Source organism: Clostridium sp. chh4-2 (assembly GCF_002899675.1).
Classification (GTDB): Bacteria; Bacillota; Clostridia; order Lachnospirales; family Lachnospiraceae; genus CHH4-2.
Genome location: NZ_PKUU01000020.1, coordinates 103,372 through 127,599, shown reverse-complemented (window position 1 = coordinate 127,599; position 24,228 = coordinate 103,372). Strand labels below are relative to the sequence as shown.

The window sequence follows — 24,228 nt, the reverse complement described above, 5'->3', positions numbered from 1 at the left end:
GCTGCATAGGGACTGCGCTAATACCGAAAAGCCATATGACCCACATGTTTTACTTATGGGTTGTTTACTTTCAAAATGGCTTATGATATATTAAACCTATAATGAAAGAGGCTGATAATATGAAAATTCAGGATATGAAATCAATTCTGGAAATTGTGGATACCGGAAGCATTTCCATGGCTGCAAAAAATCTTTATACCTCCCAACCGGCCCTCAGCCAAATTGTGAAAAAGGTTGAGCAGGAATTGGGGACTGATCTGTTTATCCGGCATACCGGCAAGGTTGTAAAACTAACGAATACTGGTAAACAGTATGCGGAAATGGCCCGGCAGGTAACCTCTGTTTACGATTCATTTTTAAATTCCTTGGATGTTTGTAAAGATAAACCGAAAAACAAGCTAAGAATCGGAGTGCCAATGAGGCAGGGCAGCATTATCATCACAGCACTTCTCAATCAAGGGGAAAGTTTAAACCATCTGGAGTTAGAATTTCTGGAAGGCGCCTCGGATGTTCAGGAACAAAATCTTATGAATGGCGTGATCGATCTGGCTGTCATCCGGCTGCCGCTAAAAATATCCAATCTGGATTATAAGATTATCTATAAAGAGCCTCTTGGAATCTGGCTCAGAAAGGGGAGCCCGGCAGAGAATAAGTCGACAAAACAGCCGGGTGAAACCTACCGTTCTTTATCCCTAAAACTGTTAAAGGACGAAAAGTTTGCACTGCCGCCTGAGGATATGAGGATCAGCCAAACCATCCGCAGTCTGTTAAAGGAAGCCGGCATCACGCCCCAGATTATGAAAAATTATAAAAATATGAAAAGCATACTGCTCATGGTTCAAAATGGGCTTTGCTCCACAATCAGCAGACCGCCGGGCCCTGGAGAACCGGCAGATTATTTTTATGGGATTGAGGGATGTACCTGTTCGTATGATCTGGCGCTTGTGTATTTACCGGATACGCCGTATAGACGGGATATTAATTTGATTTATGGGATTTTAAAGAATTATTTTGAAGTTCAGAAATGAGGAGGATAGTCTGATGGTTTCCTTCGGAAATAATCAAAGAAGGAAATGTAGCATAAATACGCTTGAAGTGTTGACATTAGTGATGGTGATTTTTACTGCACCTGCTTACATAGATAATCATCAGAACAAAAGACAGCTATCCTCTACGGCCATAGAGGATAGCTGGTAACTATAAATTATGCAGTTATCCGAAGCACAATCATCAGACACACCAAAATCTTTTGATTACTTCTAAGTAAACTATACACGGAGGACTTGATTTTTTCAAGCTCCCTTTTTTTCAGTCTTGTCTACAGCTCGTTTCATGGTCTGCGTATAATTCCGTGACCGGGCTTCTTCTTTTATCCCCCTCTATCGATACTCTTTCAAAACGTCAAAAACCCTGCGCACATTATCAATCTCATAATCCCTCTGCAGATTATGGACGATAGAGAATACAAATCCTCCGCCTTTGCCAAGTACCTTTATCTTCTCCCTCATTTCCCTTTCCACATCATCCGGATTTCCCTGCGCCATGGTCGTCTGTCCATCCACTCCGGCTCCCCAGAAGGTCAGTTTATCGCCGTAGTTCTGTTTTAAAAACTGCGGGTCCATGCTCTTTGCGGATGTTTGAACCGGGTTTAAGCAGTCGATGCCGCAGTCCACCATATCATCCAGAATATTAACCAGAGACCCGCAGCTGTGATAAAGCGTTTTCCAGTTTGTATTCTCATGAACCCAGCCGTTAATCCGTTTAAAATACGGCACGTACAGATCCCTGAACATGGTCTTGGACATGATCTCGCTGCTTTGGGTTCCAAAATCCGTTCCGCACAGGAATACCGCCTGCGCCTTATCTCCAACCGCCTGATGAAGCAGTTTCAAATTGCGTATACACAGCTTGGTCCAAGCTTCATAGATATCTTCAATGTATTCGGGGAACAGGCTGTGGGCCATCAGAAACTCCGCAAAATCCCTGATTCCGGGCGTTATTTTGGCATAGCCGCCGTTCAGCATGGTCTGCGCTCCCATATTCCCGTACTCCGCATTTAATACAATCCCGCAGTCCGTAGTTTCATGATAATAGTCGGCCTGACTGCGGTAAAATTCCAGAGTTTCGTCATCAATGGTCATCACTTCCAGCTGTTCTTTGTAATCTTCCAAAGCATTGAGATCATCCTCGTCATATTCATCCTGCCGTGTCAGGTAATCAAAGTACAGGCCGCCTTCCAAAGGCATACAACCGCTGGGCCTTGCATCAGGATCTCCCTTGGGATGCATATAAAGGTTATTGTTCTTCTGCGTAATGCAGGCGTTCTCACCGATTAACGCAGGTACTCCGTCGGGTGTTGTCCAGCTCTTCCAACGGTTATTGCGGTATCCAAAGACCGTCATATCGCTCCAGATCCCCAGAATGTCCAGGCCAAACATCTGAGCGTCCTTTTCGTCAACCAGCCCCAGCATCTGATAGGTGTCGTAAATCTTAACCGGCTCATCCCTGCCATACAGCCGCCTCAGGTGATAAAGCAGTGACGCGTTGATTCCGGTAGCTTTTGTCGCGCCTAAATCAAAGGCAATTTTACCGCAGTCCTTATGGTGGATTGCAGCTTCCAGTTTTTCTCTCCCGTTCATTTTCCCTCTCCTTTAATTCTCATTGTATATATCATAATATATTATTAAAGTAAAGCATTTTTTCGATTATGTCAACTGTTTATTCCGATATTTTCTATTTATTTTGGTTGTGAAATTAGATTTACCCCATGTCAAAGCAGCAATTCTATCACCCTTTTATTTCTCATTGTATATATCTAATCTCCTTGGTCAAGCCTTTCTGTATCCCATTTCTTGACATAACAAGCCCCATCCATTATATTGTAAATAAATATAACTATTCAGGGGGGCATCTTCTTGTATAGCCTACGGCCATATAAAAGCTGGGAGGTTCCTCCGATGGGAATATTGATACAAAAATCCGCTTACAAGCAAGCTTGACAATGATTTTTGTATCAATATTCCCGCCCTCTGAACAGTTACAATAAGATTATAATTAAGATTCTTTCAGTCAGGAGTTGCTTCTTAATGAATAAAAACAGTTTAAAATTGCAGGCTTATCAGATCGTAAAAAATAAAATATTGGACTGCGAATTTCCTCCGGGAACGCTTTTGACCGAAAATATGCTCTGCGATATGCTGTCTCTTGGCCGCACACCGGTAAGGGATGCGGTCAGCCGTTTAGAACAGGAACATTTTGTGAGGATTTTTCCCCCTAAGGGAATCGTGGTGGAAGATATAACCCTGGCTGATTTAAGTGATCTTTTTGAAGCCAGGCTTATTTTTGAGCCTTATATCATCAGCGAATATGGGAAAAATATTGAAGTATCCGAGTATCGTGAGTTTAAAAGCCGCTTTCCTGATCCTGCCGTCTCCAGCAGTTCCAATGAGTTTTTCAGGATCATGTCTTCGCTGCACAGTTTATTGTATCAAAGTTCCCAAAACCCCTATCTGATTCAGTTTTATGATCAGTACAGGTATCAGGAGCAGCGGCTCCATTCTCTTATCCCGATCTCTTCCGGACAGATGGGGGGACTTTTTAATCTTTATCAGAAACTGATTGATTCCTGTATACAAAACTGCTGGGACAATGCTTCTGATATCCTGCCGGCGGTTTTAAAATCCTACCGGGATATTCTTTTTGAAGACGCCCTGGCCTGTCTGAAGCCAAGCCGCCCGCCGGCTGCGAAAAAGGCCCGCACTTATGGAAAAAACAACTTAAAACAGCAGGCTTACCAGATCATACGGCAAAAAATTATCAACTGTGAATATCTTCCCGGCGCTTTGCTGAATGGGAGCCTGCTGGAGGAAGCTGTTCCGGGCAGCCAGACGCCGGTCCGCGACGCCCTCAGCCGCCTGGAGCAGGAAAAGCTGGTGACCATTCTGCCTAAAAAAGGGGTTTTAGTGGCTCAGTTAACTGTGGGCGATTTAAAACCGGTTTATGAAACACGTCTCCTTCTGGAACCCTATGTGATTCTGCACTATGGCAACAAGCTTTCCGAAGATTTTTATATGGACATGTATAATAACTTTTCAGCCGCAGCCCCGCTACAGCCGGACGGCTCTCATTACACCTTTGATGATGAATTCCATTTGAGTTTAATTCAGGCCGCTGATAATTCCTATATCAGCCAGGTCTATGAACAGATTCACGCCCAGACCCACAGGGTCAGGGTTTTATGCGGTAATACTGCCGAAAACAGGGTTACGGATTCTATGAAGGAACATCTGGAAATCATTTTGCCTTGTTTAAAAAAAGACTGGGATGAGGCATCTGCCGGAATGGCGGATCATCTGACCCGTTCCCGAGGATCTGTACTGAAGAATCTTTCACAGAGGACTTTTTTATAGATGTTCACTTTATGTCTCAATTCATTAACAGACCACATTTTAACAAAGGCGGGTGGCTGCATAGGTCATCTGCTGGTAATCAGCCCGGGAATATCCCATTTACAGGATATTCCCGGGCTGATTCTGTTCTGAGGCTTAACTATATTCTTTTGCCCTCCTCCATTTTAGTGATAATACACAAAATATTACTCATGTTTTTGTAAATATAAACGAAATTGCCGATAGTATAAAAAAAGTGCATTGACATTTAAAATGTAAGCAGTTACAATCTTGGTAAGAAAACGTTTTAGTAAAACTTTTTAGTAAAATGTTTTATAGCTAATATAAATAAAATAATCAGGAGGTTTTTCTATGGGACAGCTTGAAACTGCCAGAAAAAACGGAATAGCCCTTTTTCCGGTACTGCACGCGACAGATCATATGCGCTGCGAGCTTCCAATGCTTTTGGGTGAAATCCCGGGAGCCGGTGTTTATTATCACACAATATTTGACAGAGATAAGCTCGCTTATGAGGCGGAACCGAACAACCTCAAAACATTTTTTTTACTGGACGGCGTGCTGGAAATCAGAAACTGCACAGGCATTCACAGGCTGAGGGAAAAAGCCGTATATACGGCCGACCCGGATCAGGAGCTCACAATTACCGGCATCGGCTGCTCTCATTATCTGGAGATCCAATGGGCCTTAACGGATACAGCCCGGAAACAGTTGGATGAACAGAAAACCAAACTGCCTTTTGTTCAGCAATATGATGAATGCGAGCAGTACCGGGAGACATTTAAAAGTCAAAAAACTATCAGCCGTTCCATCATAGACCATCACTTTCTGCCGGGATTCTGCATGGGATCCAATGAAGCTTACGGACCGGACCGGGTGGAACCCCACGCCCACCCGCTGCTGGACCAGTTTTTCTTCAGCTTCCGGGATAATGATGTGAATCTGCTGATCGATGACAACATACAGCCTTTGGAGGGCAATACTTTGATCCACATTCCTTTAGGTTCCAATCACGGAGTGGAGATTCCTGAAGGAAAGAAAATGCATTATCTGTGGATCGATTTTATGACGGATAGTAAATGGCTGGAGTATTTAGACGAAGTACATATAAAAACAGGCGTAAAAGAACGGTTTGATGAAGACAACCGGATTACAAAGTAAAAAGGAGCAAGAACATGGCGTGTTATGTTAAGAAAAGTGATGTAAAAAAAGTTGTTTCAGGACATGGTCACGGTTCCTGGCCGATGCTGGGAGAAAATCAGGGATGCACCAACGGGTGTGCGGCGGGAATCAGCTATTACAGTTCCTGTGATTACACACCGGCGGCAGTTCATGATGACCAGGAAGGATTTTATGTGATTTCAGGAAAAGGCCGGGCCAGAATCGGGGAAGAGGAGTTTGAACTGGTTCCGGATATGGCTTTTATCGCCCCGGCAGGCACCGAGCACCAGATGAAAAGTGATAATGCAGACGAACCGGTGGTTGTATTCTGGTTCCACGCACAGGCATAAAACCAATAAAGAAAAGTGAGGAGAATGAGATGAAAAAATTATTGAGTGTTGTATTAGCGGCAGGTTTAACAGCAGGTTTGCTGACAGGATGTTCCGGCGGAAACACCGCACAGGCATCGGGAACAGCTGCGTCGGGAACGACAGCGGCAGGCGCCGGGGACGCGGCTTCTTCGGATAATCAGGAAGGGGCTAAAACCCAAGTTGCGGCAGACGCCTATGAAATCATGTGCGCTTATGAGAATAACCCTGGGGAGCCGGTGGACTTAGCCTGCCAGTTCTGGAAAGAAAAACTGGAAGAACTGAGCGGCGGTACCATGACTATGACGTTATACCCGTCCAGCCAGATGGGAAATAAAAACCAGATCATCGATATGGCCCTTGCCGGCGATCCCATCATCACCATCGGTAATGATTCTTTCTATGCGGATATGGGCGTCAACGATTTTAACGTGACATTTGCACCTTTCTTAATTCATGGCTGGGAGGATTTTGATACTCTGCATGACAGCGAATGGTATCAGGACAAAGTGAACCAGCTGGAAGGTCTGGGACTTCATCTGGTCAGCAACAACTGGAGATATGGAATCCGCCATCTGCTTTCCAAGAAACCGGTTCAGTCCATGAACGACATCAAGGGCATGAAGGTGAGAACGCCAAACAGCACCGCCGAAGTTGACGCATTTGTGGCAATGGGCGCAAATCCCACCCCTATGGCGCTCAGCGATGTGTATACAGCACTTCAGCAGGGCACGATCGATGCGGTGGAAAATCCACTGGATGTGCTTTATAACAATGCATTTCACGAGGTAGTGACCAATCTGACCCTGACAGGCCACGTTTATATCAATGCGTCCTGGCTGTTTTCAGAGGATTTATTTAACCAGATGACGCCTGAACAGCAGGGATGGTTTCTGGAATCCGGCGAAGCTGCGGCAGACCATTTCAATGAGCTGGTAGACCAGGCGGCAGCGGACGCGCTGGAGCAGATGAAAGCCAAAGGGGTTACCGTGTATGAGATCAATCCCGACGATTTCGCACAGGCGACGGATAACTTTGCCCAGCTGGATGATTTCAAAAAGACATGGTCCGCTGATAACTATGAAACCGTAAAGAATATTCTTGGAAGATAGTGCAGGAATATGGAGGAAATGATGAAGAAAGTGATTAATTTTTTTGTTAATCTGGATCTTTATATCGCCTGTGTGACCCTGGTGGTGCTGATCCTGATAACATTTACCGGCGTAATTTCCAGATATTGTTTTAATGCGCCCTACACATGGGGCGAAGAAATGCAGTTATTCATGATTGTATGGACAATCTGGTTTGCAGGAAGCGCTTCCTGCCGTTACGGACAGCAGATCTGTGTGGACATGGTTGTGGATCTGTTCCCGAAGACATTTCAGAAGGTGCTGGAAGTGGTGATCTATATCATTTCCGCAGCCCTTCTCTTCTACCTGTTTAAGAAAGGGATTGTCTATGTACAGCAGCTTTATAAAACGAACCGGACGACTGAAATCCTGCACATTTCCAGGGCGCTTATCTACTCCTGCGTTCCGATATGCAGCCTTTTGATGATTGTCAACATGACTTATGCTACCTGGTGTTCCGTATTTGGAAAGAAGAAAAAGGAGGAAGGAAATGAATAATACAGTTTTAATATGCGCAATTATCCTTTTGATTTTTCTGTTTTTGAAAATGCCGGTGTATCTGTCCATCTTATCGGCCTCTGTGGTGTATTTCTTCTTTAATACAACCACTTCTTCCCAAATGATCGCCCAACGGGTTGTTTCGGGAATGGAAAGCATTCCTCTTCTGGCAATACCATTCTTCGTATGCGCCGGAATCCTGATGAATTATGCGGGCGTTACGAAACGGATCATGGATTTCTGCAGCGTTGTAACAGGAAGGATGAACGGCGGCCTGGCACAGGTAAATGTGCTCTTATCCACTCTGATGGGCGGCTTGTCCGGGTCCAATATCGCAGATGCGGCCATGGAAGCTAAAATGCTGGTTCCTGAGATGGAACAGAAAGGCTATTCCCGGCCATTTTCCACGGTAGTGACCGCCATGTCATCCATGATAACCCCGTTAATTCCGCCGGGAATCGGTATGATCGTCTACGGGTCCATTTCCGGCGTATCCATCGGCAAGCTGTTTGTGGCTGGTATCAGCACGGGCGGGCTGCTCTGCATCGCTATGATGATTCTGGTATCCATCATCTCCAGAAAAAGAGGATATAAAAAGCTGCGGGAAGAAAGGATTACGGCAGCCCAACTGGGTACAGCCATTAAACCTGCCCTGCTGCCTCTGTGCCTTCCGATCATTATCATCGGAGGCATCCGTATCGGTATCTTCACCCCTACGGAAGCCGGTTCGGTGGCTTTGGTTTACGCTTTGATTCTGGGACTCTGCTATAAAGAAATAGACGCCAAGGGAATCCGGGACAGCATTAAGGAAACCGCCATCACTACTGCTAATATCATGCTGATCGTGGGCGCGGCATCGGCCTTCGCCTGGATTCTGACCAAAGAGCAGATTCCTCAGACCTTGACCGAATTCATGGTGTCCCACATCCACAATAAATACTTATTTTTAATTATCGTAAACATCTTCCTGCTGCTGGTCGGCATGTTTATCGAAGGAAATGCCTCACTGATCGTTCTGGTGCCGCTGCTGGCGCCGATTGCCAGGGCCTATGGCATTGACGATATCCATTTTGCGATGATGTTCATTTTCAACATAACCTTAGGAGCGGTGACGCCGCCTATGGGAATACTGATGTTTGTTACCTGCGGAATCACGGATTGTAAGATCAGGCAGTTCCTGAAGGAATCGCTGCCATTTTACCTGATGCTGTTCATATGCCTGATGATTCTGACATTTATTCCCGGCTTTTCAACCGGACTTGTGAATCTGATATATTAAAGGAGATTATTTATGACATCGAGAGAACGTTTATTATGTGTATTAAGAGGGGAGACGCCGGACAGGATTCCGGTCAGCCCCTTTGTGCAGGAAGAATATCTGTCCTACTATTTTAATAAGAAAGATACCAGCCGCTTATATGATGCGGTTGAACTGGCAAAGGAGCTGGATTTTGACCTGATTACCAGGCAGTATGTAAACCCTACCCCCTATTTCGTACAGAGAAGCTTTGAAAACTGGGAAGTCAGCGAGACAAAAGAAAAAGTGGGCAGCAACTATGTGAGAACCACCACCATTAAAACTCCGGAAGGGGAATTAAAGCAGGTGGAGGCAGCTGAATACAATGAAAAGATTTTAAGCGGTATCCATTTCAGCACAGTGGAATATATGATTAAGTCGGAAGAGGATTTTAACCTGTTTAAAAAATATTGTCCGAAAAGAGAACAGCAGGATATCGATCACATCTTGGAACAGGGCCGTATCTCCAAAGAAACGGTCGGGGATTTGGGAATCACATGCCCGTGGGCCATCGGCGGCGTGTACAATTTGGTTGCAACCTATATGGATGTGCAGGATATGCTGTGCGACGCGCTGACGGACGAGGATTATTACTGCGATTATATGAACTTTTTTACGGACATGGTAGCAGAGGATTACAAGATCTTTGCTAAAAGCGAGTTCGACGCGGTGGGAATCCAGGGAAATATCGCAAATGGGGCAATTATGGGCAATGACTATTTTGAGGAATTTGTGCTCCCTTACGAGCGAAGGGCCATTCAGGTTCTGATCGATGCGGGCAAGCCCACGATTTACCATAACTGCGGCAATGCGACGCAGCTGTATCCTTCTTATACCGAACTGGGGATTACGGTTTGGGAAACGGTATCGCCTAAACCCCAGGGGGATAACGTGCTGGCGGAAGCAAAAGCGTATTTTGGCGATAATCTGATTCTTTCAGGGAATTTTGACCAGGTACATTTCTTAAAGGAAGGAACGCCGGATGAGATTGAACAGGCGGCTTATGAACAGATGATGGTTGGAAAACAGGGGGCGCATTATATCTTTGCCTGCTCTGACTATCTGGAAATCGGCACGCCGGTTGAGAATGTGAAGGCGATGCTGAAGGGGGCTAAAAGAGGGGCCGGAATGTAGGAGGCTTGTTGGTTACTGTTCATGGCTCCTGGGGCCTCTGCCGTCTGGTCCGGCTCCGTGCGGTATATACAGCCGTTCCTGTTCCGGTTTCGGGCATAAGCACTTCTAAACGTGCAGGATTTTTCTAAAAACCAAGGGAAATGCCCAAACTCGCTGACGCTCAAACAGGTGGACATTTCCCTTGAACGAAAAATTCTGCGCGTTAAGAATTGCTAATGCCCTGCAAAGTCACAGGAAAGGCTGTATATACCGCGCAAAGCCGGACCAGACGGCGAGGCCCCAGGAGCCGTGAACAGTAACGCTTATTGAGAAGGTTGCCCTCATTTTTTGGACTGTAGATAAACAATTGCATTTGTGCTACTATAAATATGATAAAATAGTAATAGCCATATATAAGACCAGCTCAAACCGAAAGATGAGGTTATACCAAATGAATACAATCGTTTTCAGTGATATAGACGGCACCTTGTTAAACCCCGAATATAAAATAACTCCTCTGACCGAAACAGCTATAAAAAAATTAAAGGAAAAAGACATTCCTTTTGTTATCATATCCGCCCGGAGCCCTTCCGGCATTTATCCAATCCTGGAGGAATATGACTTCAAGTGCCCTATTATTTCATACAGCGGCGGATTAATTTTAGATGAGAACAAAAATGTGCTCTTTCACAAAGGGATCAAAAAAGAAAATGCCGGGAAAATCATAGATTTCATTGAAGACCGACATTTCGACCTGGCCTGGTGCATCTATTCCCTGGATGAATGGTTTGTAAAGGATAAAACTGATCCAAGAATCATCAATGAAGAAGCTGAAGTGAAGGCATATGCCAGACAAGGTTCTGTGGACTGCATAACCGGCGGCGAAGTCAGTAAGATTCTATGTATCTGTAATCCTGGGGAGATATTGGACATAGAACGACAACTGAAAGAGGCGTTTCCCGACTGTTCGATTGTCAAATCTTCCGACAGTCTGCTGGAAATTATGGAAAAAGGCATTACGAAAGCTGCTGCAATCCGGACATTGAGTTCTATATGGGATTTCAAATTATCGGATGCCATAGCTTTTGGCGACAATTATAATGATGCTGAAATGCTGGAATTGGCGGGACATGGATTTTTGATGGGCAATGCCCCTGATGAACTAAAAAAGAGAATCCGTCTGCATACCTTGGATAACAGCCATGATGGGATTTATCATGCACTTTCAGAACTGAAGATAATATAGGAAATTATTACTTATATTTCCTTTCCCCTATGCCTTCCAGACTGCCCCCTATGCGCCATGTATTCTCAGTCTCGCCTTTTCAATCAAACCGTTCATCTCCCGCACTAATTTTCCCACATTACAGGGTACATGGGCGTCAGATGCGGTCAAAACCTTTACGTTTCGGCACAGCATGCAATTCAACATTCCTATGTTCATCCCTAATTCCGGATCGCCATAGTTAATAGCTAAACCGCTGCTTTCTTCTATATACATGTGATTTTTTCTCAGCTTTCCGGCAATTTTATCATAGTCAGCGCTGTAATCGCCTTCCGGATATGCGCCAAAACACTGCAAGGAATTGGGATGTGCCAGCCCGGAAAATAAATTGCTGTCAATCAGTTGACACATCAGCTGATAGTAACGTTTATATAAATCCGGCATGTTATAATCTTCCTTATGCCACTTCTGCTTTGAATGACTGAATGCCCATCCATCGATAAAATGGATTGAACCTACAAGGAAGTCAAAGGGATACATTGCCTTTATCACTTCTATATCTTTTTCATGCTCCGGTGAATAGCACACCTCCAGTCCGAATTTAAGTTTAATTGGAACCGTTTCTTTTTTCATACTCTCTATCAAGTCGATATAGTCTTTTAATGGTCTTGCCTTTTCCGCTTTCTTCCCGTACCATTGGCTTTGATAAGCGTTATAATGAGACATCTCATAATATAAATTCTCACATTCTTTGAAGATATGAGTGTGTTCCAAAAAGTAGATCTCATCTATATTTCTCTCTAAAGCGTAATTGATGAATTCCTTTACCCATTCAATATCATAGTTCCCCTTTTCCAAATGCACATGCGCATCAACCATAAAATATCTCCTGCCATTTTATCGTATTCATTCTTGTTTTTAATTATTTATTCTTGTTTACATTTTATTATACGCTTTAAAGTTTAAAAGTCAACGGTTGCCATGAAAAACATCGAAAAGGTTATCAACTGTGGAGGTCCTTCTTTCAGTGGCGGCATGTATGGCTATCCCTATTGCAGTACTATGCTCTTTATCCCCGCTCCCGCTTTGCTTGACTTTCTCCTCTCTGCTTCATACTACATTTATGAAATTAAAAAATCCGTCAGAACCAGACTATATACAGTCCGGTTCTGACAGATTTTCTATAAAACTGAAGAAAAATTCATCAACAGCGGCAGTCATACTTTCCATGCCGTTTCTCTATATAATATTCCCTTCCGTTTTCCACTCTGACACAGATATTCATCTCATCGCCGTCACATTCCTGCACCACCTCCAGGACAAGATTTTCCCTGGATTCTTCTTTAAACGGATAGAGAAGCGATACAATTCTGTGGCTGCATCCGGCTTCTGATGTGGTCGCTTTCAGATGCCATTGTTCTGCCAGACCTTCGATTTCTTCCTGGTCCACACCTTCAAATTCATTACTCTGTTCCATGTTCATAACACAGCCTGCAAACTGGACTTCCAGGCCAACTCCATTGTGAACAAGCGAAAAACGGTTGTCCCCCAATGTAAACGGATGAAGCCCATGAAGCAGCCAATCCACCGGTTCCGCCTGAGACAGCTCGATCTCATCAACAATGACAAAAAACGTCTCCGCGATAAACATCACATGGCGTTTGATGGAACGAAGGCCCGGCACTGTCTTTTGATAGGCATTGGCTGCATCTCCGGTGATATAGACGCAGCCATCCCGCACGGTACACTCTTCAACCGTTCCGTTGGCGGCCATCAGGCTGTCAAACTGAGATTTGGCGGAGCCGTTTCTCTCTTCGGCCACCGTATTCTGGCGCAGCGTGGCAAACTGGCCCTTTCCGCCTATGAGCACGGCGTTTTTGGACTTAGTGTGACGTCTCCACTGCGTGTGCATGGAACTCCAGAAACCGATATAGTAACCGGACTGGATGGCTAACGGCTCTCCAAATGCGTGAAGCACGAACGCATTTTGATCGCCATGGCTGTGGCTGACGGAACCGTAGGGGCTGGACTTGAAGTAAAAGGCCAGGTGATTCTTTTCATCCGCCATATTCTTATGAACACACACCCATCCCACGTCATGAAACCATTTTACCGACATAGCAGGGGCAGGAGTTTCGCATGGAACCGGTTCATAAAGCATGTGGAAAAATAATTCGTCGAAATCAAAATTCCACCATCCGTAATTATAAAACATTCCCTCTGTTCCCTTCCCCCGTTCCAAAGCCTGATTATAGTACCAGGCGTACCGGCCTCTGTTGGGGGAACCGCTGGCCGCGCTCAATATTCTCATGGTGTATCCGGCCTTCAGCCCCGGATAATCCCCAAGATCGGACATATCTCCAAATGCCATGAAACGAAGATCCTGGCAGTATGTATTCAAAATGAAATCCCCGGTATTTTTAAAAAACGGGCGTTTGAAAACGTCCAGCCCGGTGGCTTTTTTTATAAGGCTGATGGCTTCCGTAAAAAAGGATACTCCGCTCTGCCAGTAAGTCGGGCCTTCCGCCCAGCCTCCGTCGTCGCCTCCCCATGGGGTAAAGATTGTGAAGAAATATTCAATTGTATAATTAAGCCACTGCTCCGCTTCCGGTTCCTCCCCGTACAGGGCCAGCGCGGCCGGAACCAGGGTCATGGAAAGGGAACGGACTCCGTGGCTGTCCAAAAGACGGATGTGGATCTGAATCTGTTCTCTCACATAATTGTACAGCTCCCGCCCTCTTGTAAGCAGAACTCCCTTCACTTTTTCTCTTTCCGAAGGAGTGAGTTCCTCATACAGCCAGTCATACCCCCACGCAAGAGCAGTTGTGATGCGGAAAGATGATTCGTCGTTGTAGGACCGGGCCGTAGGGCCGTCCGTATCCCAATCCGCAATGGCTAAAAGCCAGCGCTTTGATGCGGCCAGATATTCCGGGTTCCCTGTTGCCTTATATGCCACCGCACAATGTTTTACCGCATACAGAGCTTCCTGGCAGTCGGTGTACATCTTTCTCCAGATGGGAATCACGCGCCTGCCATTTGGATAAGGCAGGGGTTCCGTGTGAGGAGGCATGGAGAGCCAGGGGCGGACGCCGGTTTCCATGAACCGCTCCCAGTAAGGTTTCAGATCGTCGTTCACCCTGGATCTCAATATGGGGATATCCGATTCACTGAGCCAGATACGCGGGTGGCTTTTAATCGCATCATAGCGGCCGGCCCTTCTCGGCAATGGGGTTTCAGATGCATTTTCCCGGATGGAAAATGCTTTTTCCGGAACAATTTCCCGGTTTCCGGATAAGACCCGGTAGGTATAACTGCCCGGCTCCATCAGTATGTCAGGCGTAAAGAAATTGATGGGAACCGGGTCGAATTCATACCGCAGCTGATGGCTGGAATCATACACTTCGATCCGGTATGTTGTCTCCTCTCCCTTTGGCATCCATGTAAAACGGGGTGGATTTTCTGAACTCGCCGTACCGGCGGGACGGTCATAAACATAATAATTCATACTATTGCCTTTCTTTTTTTATTGATAATGAGGGAAGTAGCAGTTCTCCCCACTTAATACTCATTACTCAGCAAGAAATCCGCAATGTGCATAGTCTTAATTCCTTCGTAATTACCACCTGCAAAAACATCTGTCCGCAATACATATTTAGGGTAGTTATCCCGAATATCAAGCAATCTGCCATATTCACGTTTCTCTGTTTCAGGAAGACCGATCTCCTGAGCCACTTGAATATACAGCTTATTTTCTTGCCTTACAGCAATGAAATCTATCTCTGCACTATCCATTTTTCCCACAAACACATCATATCCCCGACGCTGTAATTCCAGATAAATGACATTCTCCAACATAGCGGCCACACTGTCAGGCGAGTATCCCAATACACTGTAACGGAGCGCCGGATCGGCAAGATAAAATTTTTCCTGCGTTTTCAAAATCTCCTTGCCCTGCACGTCGAAACGAGAACAACGATAGAGAATATAAGCGCTTTCCAACTTGCTGAGATAGTTATAAACTGTTTCATTATCAATAGAACGATTTTCACTTTTCAGATACTTAGAGATAGATGCAGCGGAAAATGTCCGTCCAACATTGTCAAAGGCAAATTTCACGATACGTTCCAGCTGATCAATTTTGCGAATTTGATTACGCCTTACAATATCGGTGAAAATCGTAGAATTATAAATATCCTTAACAATCGTGTAGACCTCATCCGGAGTATATTTTTGCAGATGAACCGCTGGAAAGCCGCCAAGTCGCACATAATTTGCAAGCTCTGTATGAGAATCCAGAACATCCGTATATTCTTTTCGAAAAGTTAAATACTCAGAAAAAGATAACGGAAATATGCGGAATGAAATGTAACGTCCGGTCAAATAGGTGGATATTTCAGATGACATCATCCGGGAGTTTGATCCGGTCACATAAATGTCAACATCATAGTCTGTCATAAGGGAGTTTAAAACTTTCTCCCATGACTTTACTTCCTGAATCTCATCGAGAAAAAGGTAAGTCTTACCTCCCGAAAATAAATGCTGTGTCAAATAGCTAAACAGAGCTTTTGCCGTCTTAATGTCCTCATATTCTAAAGAATCAAAACTGTAATGTAAAATCTGATCGTCACCAATGCCTCTTTTTTTCATTTCATCCATCAGCATTTTTAAAATGGTTGATTTTCCACAGCGACGTATACCTGTCAGGATTTTTACAAATGGCATATCTGCAAAAGCCATAATTTTTTTAACGTAGATTGGTCTGTTAATCATAAAAATCACCTCTTATTTATAATAGTATATCGCATTTTCTTAAAAATATCCATTGTTTTTATGGTTATAACCGCAAAACTATTAATTCATAATTTCTTTTTTGTGACCACAAAAAACAGCGGCGAATAATTATCAAATTATCCGCCGCCATCCGCTTAAACAGACTTATCTTCTCTCACCCAATTCCGCCATATATAATCCCCAGCACGAAAACTATCACCGCCAGTGGAACATACACAAACTTTGCCAACGGGCCAAAAAACGCGCCAAGCGGCTTCTCCCGCCCTGTTTCCAATTCCTTTTTAATCTCATCGAATCCAAGTATATAATAAATGGACACTGCCCCCAGCACCGCGCCGAAAGGCACGACGATGATGGTGATAAAATCCATCCAGGACCCGACCTTAGGTTCCGCTTCCAAAAACAGGCCCACGCCGAATGTGATAACTCCGCACAGCGCCACCGCCGCTTTTCTGGAAAGTTTAAAACGCGTCTGCCAGGATTCACAGACCGCCTCAAACATATTCACCAAACTGGTAATTCCCGCAAATGCCACCGATACAAAGAAGAGAACCGCAAACAGCTGTCCCATAGGCATCTGACGGAAGATATTCGGCAGTGTAATAAACATCAGAGGCGGTCCGGCATTGGGCTTAATGCCGAATGCAAAGACTGCCGGCATGATTGCCAATGCAGCCAGCATGGCCGCCAGCGTATCGAAAAATGCGGTCTGAATGGAAGATTTGGGTATGTCCTCATTTTTCCCCAGATAAGTTCCATACACAATCATTCCCGATCCGGTGATGGAAAGGGAGAAAAATGCCTGTCCCATAGCCATGACCCAGGTATCAACCTTCAAAAGATATTCCCATTTGGGAACAAATAAAAACTTATATCCTTCCGCCGCTCCCGGCAAAAATGCCACCCGAATAGCCAGAACTGCAAATAATATAAAAAATGACGGCATCAAAACCTTATTAATCTTCTCAATCCCGCTGGCCACTCCGAACATGAGCACAGCCATGGCGATTACGATTACAATCAGATGCCACGGCACGCTTCCGAACGCTCCGGTTGCCTGGGCAAAGTATTCACCCGCATCCGTTGTAAGAATGGAATTAGTCAGAGAACCGGCCAGAGATCGGACCACCCAGCCCACGATAATGGCATATCCGATTGCAATGCCCAAAGACCCCATCAGTGGAATCCAGCCGAGAGCATAGCCTAATTTCCCTTTTCCCTTTGTTTTCCAGCAATATTCATAGGAACCCAGTGTTCCCGTCTTAGCCCGACGCCCAATAGCAAATTCTGCGGAAAGGCCCACAAGACCAAAGATTATAATAAAGATCAGATACGGCACGAGAAATGCCGCACCTCCGTACTGTCCTACGCGGTATGGAAACATCCAGATATTTCCCATTCCCACTGCCGATCCCACACATGCCAGAATAAAGCCAATTCCCGTGCTGAACCCGCCGTTCTGATGCCCCTGTTTTGCGGACAAATCAGATTTTCTTTTTTCCCCCATCGTTTTGTCTCCTTGCATTTATGATATGGTATATAGACTATCAGAGAATCCGGTTTTAGTCAAATAAAAATGCCTTGATTCCCGGCCTATAATCCCTCTTTCATCGCAGCAATCCGCATCAGAGATTCATCGATCCTGTCCTCGCTTATCCTGCCTTCCTTTACGGCATTCAACAGGGAATCATACGCTTCCTGAAAGTCGGCGGGCATCAGCAAAAGGTCAGCCCCCGCTTCCACGGCCAATATGGCGGCTTCCCCGGAGGAATACAGGTTTTGTATGGCTCCCATATTCATCGCATCCGTTATCACCACCCGGTCAAATCCCAGCTCCTCCCTCAATACGCCGGTGATAAGCGTTTTTGATAAAGAGGCAGGAGTATTCCCGTCAATATTAACGGCTGCAATATGGGCGGCCATTATGCATGGAATCCCATTTTTCACCGCATCGGCAAACGGCGCCAGCTCCGATCCGCGCAGTTCCTCTAAGGTTCTGTCCGTATACGCAAATCCCTCATGAGTATCCCCTTTTGTGGAACCGTGGCCCGGAAAATGTTTATATACGGGAATGATATTCTGATTCATAAGTCCGGCCGCCACCTGTCCGGCCATGGCGGACACAAGCTGAGGGTCCGGGCCGAAGGAGCGCATGGAAACGACTTTGTTGTCAGGATTTGTTAAAACATCGGCATCCGGAGCGAAATCCAGGTTAAAGCCATATTCCTTCAAGTAGCTTCCAATGGTATTACCAACCTCATAAGCTCTGTCCAAATCACCCGACGCACCGATCTCTGCCATATCGGGAAATCGTTCTACTGTAAATTCGGGATTTCCGGCAATTCTTGCCACTGAGCCGCCTTCTTCGTCGATGGCGGTTAAGATCGGCAGCATTCCCGCCTCAGCCGCATATTTTTTCGTGTCCGAAATCATTTCTTTTAACTGCTGTGGATTTTGTATATTGGCTTTAAAATAGACAAGCCCTCCCACAGGATATTTTAAAAGTGCATTTTTAGTGGCTTCCCCTGCATCCGTTACCTGGTCAAATCCGGTGAGGGCCTCGGGCGTGATAACAAACATCTGGGCGATTTTTTCTTCCAACGTCATGGAAGAGATCAGTTCCTGTAGGGAGGCGGAGGTTTCCATACTTCCTTCACCCGGCTCTGTGACACCGGTTTCTGATTTAGAAGAGAGGTCCTGGCTTTTGGCAATTGTTTGCGTCTTAGCCGCATTCTTTTCCATATTGCTGTCCGCCGTATTTTTCAGCGCCTTCTTTTCTCTATACATATGTCCGGCCATGACAAACAGAATGCAGGCAGCCGCAGCAGTTAATATAATTATGATCATACGGGATAAACCCCTGCTTTTTTCTGTCTGTTTTCTGGAATGCTTTTTTTCTGCCACTGATTTCTCCTTTCGATGCCGGTTTTACTGCTTATATTCGTAAATGCACAGACTTGCTGAACAGTTACTTATATTCTTTCCTAAAAATAGTATAACCATTTTTGCCGTTCTTCTTAGTATAATATAATGCCAGATCCGCATTTTTATAGAGTGTCACGAAATCCGTTCCCATCTCAGGATAAACAGCGATTCCAATGCTGGCGGAAACGCTGCAGACACCGGAATCCGTCTTAACATTCTGTCTTAAACCGGCGGCCATCTGCTGTGCCTTTTTCTCCAGCCATTCCCGGTTGGGAATCTTTAAGAATACTGCAAATTCATCGCCGCCGATTCTTCCCACAATATCATCTTCACGAAAATGATCTTTCAAATTCCGTGCAAATTCCGCAATTACAAAATCGCCGGAAGCATGGCCGTAAGTATCATTGACCCGCTTAAAATTGTCGATATCTACAATGAAAAATGCATATTCACGGTCATTTTCCGCTGATAAAATCATAGTACCAGACATTTTCAGGATTGTCCGGCTCCATTTTGCGGTCTAAACCGTTAAAATGATAGTATCTGCCGGTTTGTGTGGACACCAGAAAAACAGAATCATAGGAATATTTTTCCCGGTATGCGTCCAGATAATCCCTCATGCTCTGAATAAAGCTGTCGTCATCCAGCCGCTCTGTTTCATCAGAAAGGAACTCCTTCAAAAGATTGTCATTGGCCATGGTAAGGGAAACATTGACCGGCTTTGTAAAGATTGACTCGATCTGATAAAAAATGCCGTCCGCAGCCAGATCGGAAACATTCTCCACATCTTTTTCGAATACTCCCAGATTGGAACGGTAACTGGTTATGGAAGTAATAATGAAACCAAGCACAATAATGGTGCATACAAAGATATTGGTACGCAGTAATATTTTATTTTTCATACGGTCAAGCTCCTTCATCCGGAAATGTCAGCGTTGCAGACACGATTCATCCCAGCGCAGTACCTGGTTCCAATTAGAATTATTTCCTATATTTTACACCGCACAGGCTTTTTCTGCAAATAAAAATAGTCTGTCATGCTAAAACTGTGATTTAGCAAAGCGGTAAATGGAACGTGGGGAATCGGGAAGCGGTGGCAGGAGGGGCGAAAGTTCATAAAAACCAAAAGAGACGGGTGTAAGCTGGTTCTAAATTCAGCTGCTCCCCGTCTGCCCTATGAATTTTACATAAAGGGTGAAGGCATTTTCAAAAATGCCTTCACCCTTTACTTTAATTTCAGCTAATCAACTCCTTAAAATCCGACGTCCTCATTTATTAAATAAACCGAGAACCGTTCCTTTTCCCTCACATACCCAACCGTCAGATAATAACAGCACATTCTCCGTTCCAAATGGCAATCCATACAAAATCCTTTTTTATAGCAGGGCAGTTCGTATTTTTTCCTTCTTGCCGCGCAAAGAGGCGCTGCGATGGTTTTAAGACGCCGTCTGGCTTCTGTCATATTCGGCACTATCTTTTTTACAGACGCGATTACGATCACCCGTCTGGGGCCGTATGAAAATGCCGCTGTACGGTTTCCCGTTCCGTCAACCAGAAACAGTTCTCCTTGTTCCGTAACCGCTGCCACACTGCTGAGATAATAATCCGACCGAAAGCTGTTCAGAATGTTCTGTCTCCGATCCGCCGCACCGTCCCCGCAGTCGGAATAATAGAAATTTTCCTGATCCAGCCAGGTCTTTATGCCCAGCTGTTCCAGCGTTTGCGAGCTGCCTGAGGCCACCCAAGATTTTTTGGGAATCTGCCGGGAGAGTATGGACAGAAGCTCTTCCCGGCTGTCCACATACTCCGCCAGGAATCCGTTTTTCCTGAGGGCGTTTATGGTTCTTTCAATGGTTTCGATTGTTCATCAACTCCATTCCACACTGTAATATTGAAAACAGGGGCCTTATAGTGAGGCGGCCATGATAGCGGCGTCCGCAATGGCTTCTATGGCCGTATCCGCCTTCTTAGCATCTCCAATCACATGAAGCTCTGTCTGCGGATATTTACTGCGGATCATTTCTGCCAAACCGTTATTTTCCTTCCGGCCTGCTGCGATGACCATGGCGTCAAAACCGGACATGTTTTCCACCTCTCCGTTTTCATGCTCAATCTTAATCTCAGGGAGGGCGATTTCCTTCACTTTTACTTTCATATGTTTTTTCACGCCGCCGTCCTGAAGGCGTTTTAACAGGAACCAGCGCCTTGCCTTGTTAAAATCGGGGGCAATGTCTTCTATCATATCGAAGATTTCCACCTGTTTTCCCTTGGCAGACAGGTATTCTGCGGTTTCTGCTCCAACCAGACCCGCTCCTAAAACGGCGATTCTGGCTCCGTCCGGCTCCATACCGCTTAAAATGTCATCGGCTGCGTATACATTTGGGCTGTCAATGCCCGGGATCGGAGGAATTGCAGGTGTACTTCCTGTGGCTGCAATGATAATATCCGGTTTTAATTCATTCAGAAATGCTTCATCCACATTTACTCCGCATTGTATCTCCACACCGGCCTGTTTTAAAAATGCTTCTCTGTATTCCGTAACCCGGTTCATATTCTCTTTGCACGGCGGAACGGAAGATATCCCCATCAGCCCGCCAGGACGGGTGGCTTTATCCACAATAATGGGGGTTAATCCCCTGCGCACCAGCACACAGGCCGCTTCCAAACCTGCCGGCCCAGCTCCAATGATCAGTATTTTCTTCTTTTTCAGAGTTTCGGATGCCTCTTCGTATTTTAATGACGCCTCACGTCCCATAAGCGGATTCTGGAGACAGCGGATCGCTTTGTAACGTTTGTCATCGCGGCAGCCCTGGTCACATCCTAAGCAGAGGCAATAAGGTTCTTTATTGATGCCCGCATATTTATTGACCAGTTCCGGATCTGCCAACAGGGGTCTTGCCATGGCTATCAGATCCGCTTTTCCGCTTTGCAGCACTTCTTCCGCTTCTTCCATGGTTACAATTCGGTCCACCGCAACTACAGGCACATCCACCAGCTGTTTTACCCGGTAAGCGTTATCCACGTTGAAACAGTCTTCCACATCCATCGGCGCACAGCTGTACTGATCGGAAATAGGCATTCCGCAGGATACGTGGATCACATCGGCTCCGGCTTTCACCAGTTCCTGACACATCAGAGCCGTTTCGTCGATATCACGGCCGCCTTCCGCCATCTCAGAACCGCTGATGCAGAATATCAGAGGATAATCCGCACCGCATTTTTCCTTAATCGCTTTTACGATCTCAACCGAAAATCTTACCCGGCCTTTCCAGTCTCCGCCGTATCCGTCGGTTCTCTTATTATAATAGGGAGACATAAACTGTGCGACTTCGTGGGCATGACCGCCGTGGATTTCCACACCGTCCACTCCCCAGTCTTTACACCTCTTGGCTCCTTCGGCATAACTCTCTACCAATTGGTCGATCAGCTGTTTGTCATATGTATCAATGGATTTTACATCGATGCCTCTTCCCGCCTGAATCTTGGCAGGATGAAGCTGGCAAAATAATTTTGCGCCGTAGCTGTGCACCATCCGGGCCGTTTCGGACCATCTGGGCATGAACTTATCATCGGAAATGGCCGGACGGCCGGGCCCCGGCTCCCCGTGGGGGCTTCCTCCGATTGTAAGGATTCCGGCCCCTCCTTTGGCCCTGGCTTTTATAAACTCAAACATCTGCAGGTCAATGCTTCCGTCTTCACCGGCAAAAAAGGTGCACACGGAAGGGAAAATAATTCTGTTTTTTATCTCCACATTTCCGATTTTAAAAGGCGTCAATACTAAAGGCTTATCCATCTGTTTCTCCTCCAATTCTCAACTTATTAATATTATACTTTTTTCCTCTTCATCCGGTTTAATACAAGCGGCATCACGATGGATGCTATGCTCCCCAGCGCAAGTATAATCACAATCGGACTCTTAAAAATCTCCCCAAAACTATCAAATAACTGTCTGATTCTCAGCATTTCCACATCTGCGGTTCCTCCCAACAGAAGGCCCAGGATCAGCGGCATGGCCGGAAAATCGTTTTTTTTCATAAACCAGCCCAGAAAGCTGAACATGATTAACAGGCCGCAGTCAAACAGTAAATAGCGGTTGGAATACGCGCCTGTCACTGCAAAGACCAGAATTACGGGCATCAGGTATTTCACCGGAAGCTTTATGATCTTAGCTCCCAGAAGGCAAAGTCCCATGCCCATTAAAACCATTACAAACTGCTGGACAAACAGCGATGAAAATGCGGTGTAGATGATATCGCTGTGATCGGTAAACATCTTAGGCCCTACCGCCCAGCCCTGCAGGGTCAGTGCTCCCAGCATCATGGCTGTTGCGGTGCTTCCGGGGATTCCCAAAACGAACATGGTCGCCAGCGCGCCTCCTTCCGACGCATTGTTGGCCGATTCGCAGGATATGATACCCTCCGGGACTCCTGTCCCGAATTCGTCTCCATTTTTACAGATTTGTTTGCTGAAATTATAGGCCAGGATTCCGGCGATGGAACTTCCGGCTGCAGGAATAATGCCGACAACCGTTCCAAGCACGGAACAAAGAAGGGCCTGAACTCCATGCCTGACCGTATCCCTGAATCCCCTGAGCAGCCCCTTTACGTTGGACAACAGGTTCTGTTTCCCTTTCACCTGTAAAACAGCGCTGTTCCGCCCGGCCAGTTCATAAATGGCCGGGAGGGCCAAAAGACCCAGAAGAGCCGGTACGGTTGGAATCCCGTCCATCAGGTAGGTGACTCCAAACGTTCCTCTCAGCACACCGTTGGAGCTGAGCCCCACAGTACCCAGCAAAATGCCGAACATTCCTGAAAAAACGCCTTTTATCACGTCCTTAGCCAGACTTCCGACTACTGTAAGGCCGAAAATGGCTACCATAAACATTTCGCCGGGCCCGAATTTCAGCGCATAATTGGCCAGGGGTTCTGCCAGAAGAAGAAGGCAGGTACACCCGACAATTCCTCCTATAAAGGAACTCATCAGCGACAGCCCCATGGCCCGCTCCGTCTCTCCCCGGTAAGCCATAGGAAATCCGTCCATAACCGTCGCCACATTGGCAGGCGCTCCCGGCGTATTGAGCAAGATCGCCGTGACCGCCCCTCCGAAGATCCCTCCGGTATAGATCGAACACAGAAATACCAAAGCCGTCAGCGGTTCCATATGATAGGTAAACGGCAGCATCAGGCCGATTCCAATCCCTCCGCTGAGGCCGGGCAGAAAGCCGATTACAAGGCCCAGCGCAACCCCGAGCACCATGTACCCTATGTACAGCGGCTGAAGAACAACCGCAAATCCAGATAGAAATGTTCCCATA

General features: G+C 45.9%; 20 protein-coding genes. 9 read left to right on the top strand and 11 right to left on the bottom strand.

Features of this window, described 5'->3' with window-relative positions:
* The first annotated feature begins 134 nt into the window (after positions 1 to 134).
* Positions 135 to 1,028 carry a LysR family transcriptional regulator gene (locus tag C0033_RS19445; protein WP_180994820.1) on the top strand — a complete coding sequence of 298 codons (894 nt, stop codon included), beginning with the start codon at positions 135 to 137 and terminating at the stop codon, positions 1,026 to 1,028.
* A 351-nt stretch (positions 1,029 to 1,379) separates the two neighbouring features.
* Here the strand turns inward: C0033_RS19445 and C0033_RS19440 are convergent, their stop codons facing one another.
* Positions 1,380 to 2,639, bottom strand: a complete 1,260-nt coding sequence (locus tag C0033_RS19440; RefSeq protein ID WP_103229561.1) for a uroporphyrinogen decarboxylase family protein — start codon at positions 2,637 to 2,639, stop codon at positions 1,380 to 1,382.
* Between the two features lie 447 nt (positions 2,640 to 3,086).
* Between C0033_RS19440 and C0033_RS19435 the strand changes: the two genes are divergently transcribed.
* From C0033_RS19435 to C0033_RS19400, 8 genes are all read left to right on the top strand, one after another.
* On the top strand, positions 3,087 to 4,409 hold the full coding sequence (locus tag C0033_RS19435; protein ID WP_103229560.1) for a GntR family transcriptional regulator: 1,323 nt from the start codon (positions 3,087 to 3,089) through the stop codon (positions 4,407 to 4,409).
* 351 nt (positions 4,410 to 4,760) lie between these two features.
* Positions 4,761 to 5,567 (top strand): hypothetical protein, encoded by an 807-nt coding sequence (locus C0033_RS19430; RefSeq protein ID WP_103229559.1) that lies wholly within the window; start codon positions 4,761 to 4,763, stop codon positions 5,565 to 5,567.
* Positions 5,568 to 5,581: 14 nt separating this feature from the next.
* Positions 5,582 to 5,917 (top strand): cupin domain-containing protein, encoded by a 336-nt coding sequence (locus C0033_RS19425; RefSeq protein WP_103229558.1) that lies wholly within the window; start codon positions 5,582 to 5,584, stop codon positions 5,915 to 5,917.
* 29 nt (positions 5,918 to 5,946) lie between these two features.
* Positions 5,947 to 7,047 carry a C4-dicarboxylate TRAP transporter substrate-binding protein gene (locus C0033_RS19420; protein WP_103229557.1) on the top strand — a complete coding sequence of 367 codons (1,101 nt, stop codon included), beginning with the start codon at positions 5,947 to 5,949 and terminating at the stop codon, positions 7,045 to 7,047.
* 21 nt (positions 7,048 to 7,068) lie between these two features.
* Positions 7,069 to 7,563: a TRAP transporter small permease gene (locus C0033_RS19415; protein ID WP_180994819.1), complete on the top strand. Its 495-nt coding sequence runs from the start codon at positions 7,069 to 7,071 to the stop codon at positions 7,561 to 7,563.
* The gene (locus tag C0033_RS19410; protein ID WP_103229555.1) at positions 7,556 to 8,842 is read left to right on the top strand and encodes a TRAP transporter large permease; all 1,287 of its coding nucleotides are present in this window, start codon (positions 7,556 to 7,558) and stop codon (positions 8,840 to 8,842) included. The genes C0033_RS19415 and C0033_RS19410 overlap by 8 nt, the downstream gene beginning before the upstream one ends.
* Positions 8,843 to 8,854: 12 nt before the next feature.
* Positions 8,855 to 9,994, top strand: a complete 1,140-nt coding sequence (locus tag C0033_RS19405; RefSeq protein WP_103229554.1) for a uroporphyrinogen decarboxylase family protein — start codon at positions 8,855 to 8,857, stop codon at positions 9,992 to 9,994.
* 430 nt (positions 9,995 to 10,424) lie between these two features.
* Positions 10,425 to 11,219, top strand: a complete 795-nt coding sequence (locus tag C0033_RS19400) for a Cof-type HAD-IIB family hydrolase (RefSeq protein ID WP_103229553.1) — start codon at positions 10,425 to 10,427, stop codon at positions 11,217 to 11,219.
* Between the two features lie 48 nt (positions 11,220 to 11,267).
* Here C0033_RS19400 and C0033_RS19395 read toward each other — a convergent pair whose 3' ends face one another.
* The 10 genes from C0033_RS19395 to C0033_RS19355 form a co-directional block, all read right to left on the bottom strand.
* Positions 11,268 to 12,077 carry a PHP domain-containing protein gene (locus C0033_RS19395; protein ID WP_103229552.1) on the bottom strand — a complete coding sequence of 270 codons (810 nt, stop codon included), beginning with the start codon at positions 12,075 to 12,077 and terminating at the stop codon, positions 11,268 to 11,270.
* Positions 12,078 to 12,402: 325 nt separating this feature from the next.
* Positions 12,403 to 14,703, bottom strand: a complete 2,301-nt coding sequence (locus C0033_RS19390; RefSeq protein ID WP_103229551.1) for a DUF4962 domain-containing protein — start codon at positions 14,701 to 14,703, stop codon at positions 12,403 to 12,405.
* Positions 14,704 to 14,756: 53 nt separating this feature from the next.
* Positions 14,757 to 15,968: an ATP-binding protein gene (locus C0033_RS19385; protein WP_103229550.1), complete on the bottom strand. Its 1,212-nt coding sequence runs from the start codon at positions 15,966 to 15,968 to the stop codon at positions 14,757 to 14,759.
* Positions 15,969 to 16,143: 175 nt separating this feature from the next.
* Positions 16,144 to 17,496 carry a sodium-dependent transporter gene (locus C0033_RS19380; RefSeq protein WP_103229549.1) on the bottom strand — a complete coding sequence of 451 codons (1,353 nt, stop codon included), beginning with the start codon at positions 17,494 to 17,496 and terminating at the stop codon, positions 16,144 to 16,146.
* An 86-nt stretch (positions 17,497 to 17,582) separates the two neighbouring features.
* Entirely contained in the window at positions 17,583 to 18,836 is a 1,254-nt protein-coding gene (locus C0033_RS19375) for a glycoside hydrolase family 3 protein (protein ID WP_103229572.1), read from the bottom strand.
* Positions 18,837 to 18,957: 121 nt separating this feature from the next.
* Positions 18,958 to 19,392: a GGDEF domain-containing protein gene (locus C0033_RS27520; protein WP_242984556.1), complete on the bottom strand. Its 435-nt coding sequence runs from the start codon at positions 19,390 to 19,392 to the stop codon at positions 18,958 to 18,960.
* Entirely contained in the window at positions 19,370 to 19,816 is a 447-nt protein-coding gene (locus tag C0033_RS27515) for a hypothetical protein (protein WP_242984555.1), read from the bottom strand. The genes C0033_RS27520 and C0033_RS27515 overlap by 23 nt, the downstream gene beginning before the upstream one ends.
* Before the next feature lie 350 nt (positions 19,817 to 20,166).
* Positions 20,167 to 20,754: a lactate utilization protein gene (locus C0033_RS19365; protein WP_278320765.1), complete on the bottom strand. Its 588-nt coding sequence runs from the start codon at positions 20,752 to 20,754 to the stop codon at positions 20,167 to 20,169.
* Positions 20,755 to 20,820: 66 nt separating this feature from the next.
* A complete protein-coding gene (locus C0033_RS19360; RefSeq protein ID WP_103229547.1) occupies positions 20,821 to 22,707 on the bottom strand; it encodes an FAD-dependent oxidoreductase in 1,887 nt (628 codons plus the stop codon).
* Between the two features lie 32 nt (positions 22,708 to 22,739).
* The gene (locus C0033_RS19355) at positions 22,740 to 24,227 is read right to left on the bottom strand and encodes a tripartite tricarboxylate transporter permease (protein WP_103229546.1); all 1,488 of its coding nucleotides are present in this window, start codon (positions 24,225 to 24,227) and stop codon (positions 22,740 to 22,742) included.
* Position 24,228: the final 1 nt, after the last annotated feature.

Excerpts from the sequence above, each read along its gene's own strand:
- C0033_RS19445 (WP_180994820.1), top strand. The coding sequence starts at position 135 with ATGAAATCAATTCTGGAAATTGTGGATACCGGAAGCATTTCCATGGCT.
- C0033_RS19440 (WP_103229561.1), bottom strand. The coding sequence starts at position 2,639 with ATGAACGGGAGAGAAAAACTGGAAGCTGCAATCCACCATAAGGACTGC.
- C0033_RS19435 (WP_103229560.1), top strand. The coding sequence starts at position 3,087 with ATGAATAAAAACAGTTTAAAATTGCAGGCTTATCAGATCGTAAAAAAT.
- C0033_RS19430 (WP_103229559.1), top strand. The coding sequence starts at position 4,761 with ATGGGACAGCTTGAAACTGCCAGAAAAAACGGAATAGCCCTTTTTCCG.
- C0033_RS19425 (WP_103229558.1), top strand. The coding sequence starts at position 5,582 with ATGGCGTGTTATGTTAAGAAAAGTGATGTAAAAAAAGTTGTTTCAGGA.
- C0033_RS19420 (WP_103229557.1), top strand. The coding sequence starts at position 5,947 with ATGAAAAAATTATTGAGTGTTGTATTAGCGGCAGGTTTAACAGCAGGT.
- C0033_RS19415 (WP_180994819.1), top strand. The coding sequence starts at position 7,069 with ATGAAGAAAGTGATTAATTTTTTTGTTAATCTGGATCTTTATATCGCC.
- C0033_RS19410 (WP_103229555.1), top strand. The coding sequence starts at position 7,556 with ATGAATAATACAGTTTTAATATGCGCAATTATCCTTTTGATTTTTCTG.
- C0033_RS19405 (WP_103229554.1), top strand. The coding sequence starts at position 8,855 with ATGACATCGAGAGAACGTTTATTATGTGTATTAAGAGGGGAGACGCCG.
- C0033_RS19400 (WP_103229553.1), top strand. The coding sequence starts at position 10,425 with ATGAATACAATCGTTTTCAGTGATATAGACGGCACCTTGTTAAACCCC.
- C0033_RS19395 (WP_103229552.1), bottom strand. The coding sequence starts at position 12,077 with ATGGTTGATGCGCATGTGCATTTGGAAAAGGGGAACTATGATATTGAA.
- C0033_RS19390 (WP_103229551.1), bottom strand. The coding sequence starts at position 14,703 with ATGAATTATTATGTTTATGACCGTCCCGCCGGTACGGCGAGTTCAGAA.
- C0033_RS19385 (WP_103229550.1), bottom strand. The coding sequence starts at position 15,968 with ATGATTAACAGACCAATCTACGTTAAAAAAATTATGGCTTTTGCAGAT.
- C0033_RS19380 (WP_103229549.1), bottom strand. The coding sequence starts at position 17,496 with ATGGGGGAAAAAAGAAAATCTGATTTGTCCGCAAAACAGGGGCATCAG.
- C0033_RS19375 (WP_103229572.1), bottom strand. The coding sequence starts at position 18,836 with ATGATCATAATTATATTAACTGCTGCGGCTGCCTGCATTCTGTTTGTC.
- C0033_RS27520 (WP_242984556.1), bottom strand. The coding sequence starts at position 19,392 with ATGATTTTATCAGCGGAAAATGACCGTGAATATGCATTTTTCATTGTA.
- C0033_RS27515 (WP_242984555.1), bottom strand. The coding sequence starts at position 19,816 with ATGAAAAATAAAATATTACTGCGTACCAATATCTTTGTATGCACCATT.
- C0033_RS19360 (WP_103229547.1), bottom strand. The coding sequence starts at position 22,707 with ATGGATAAGCCTTTAGTATTGACGCCTTTTAAAATCGGAAATGTGGAG.
- C0033_RS19355 (WP_103229546.1), bottom strand. The coding sequence starts at position 24,227 with ATGGGAACATTTCTATCTGGATTTGCGGTTGTTCTTCAGCCGCTGTAC.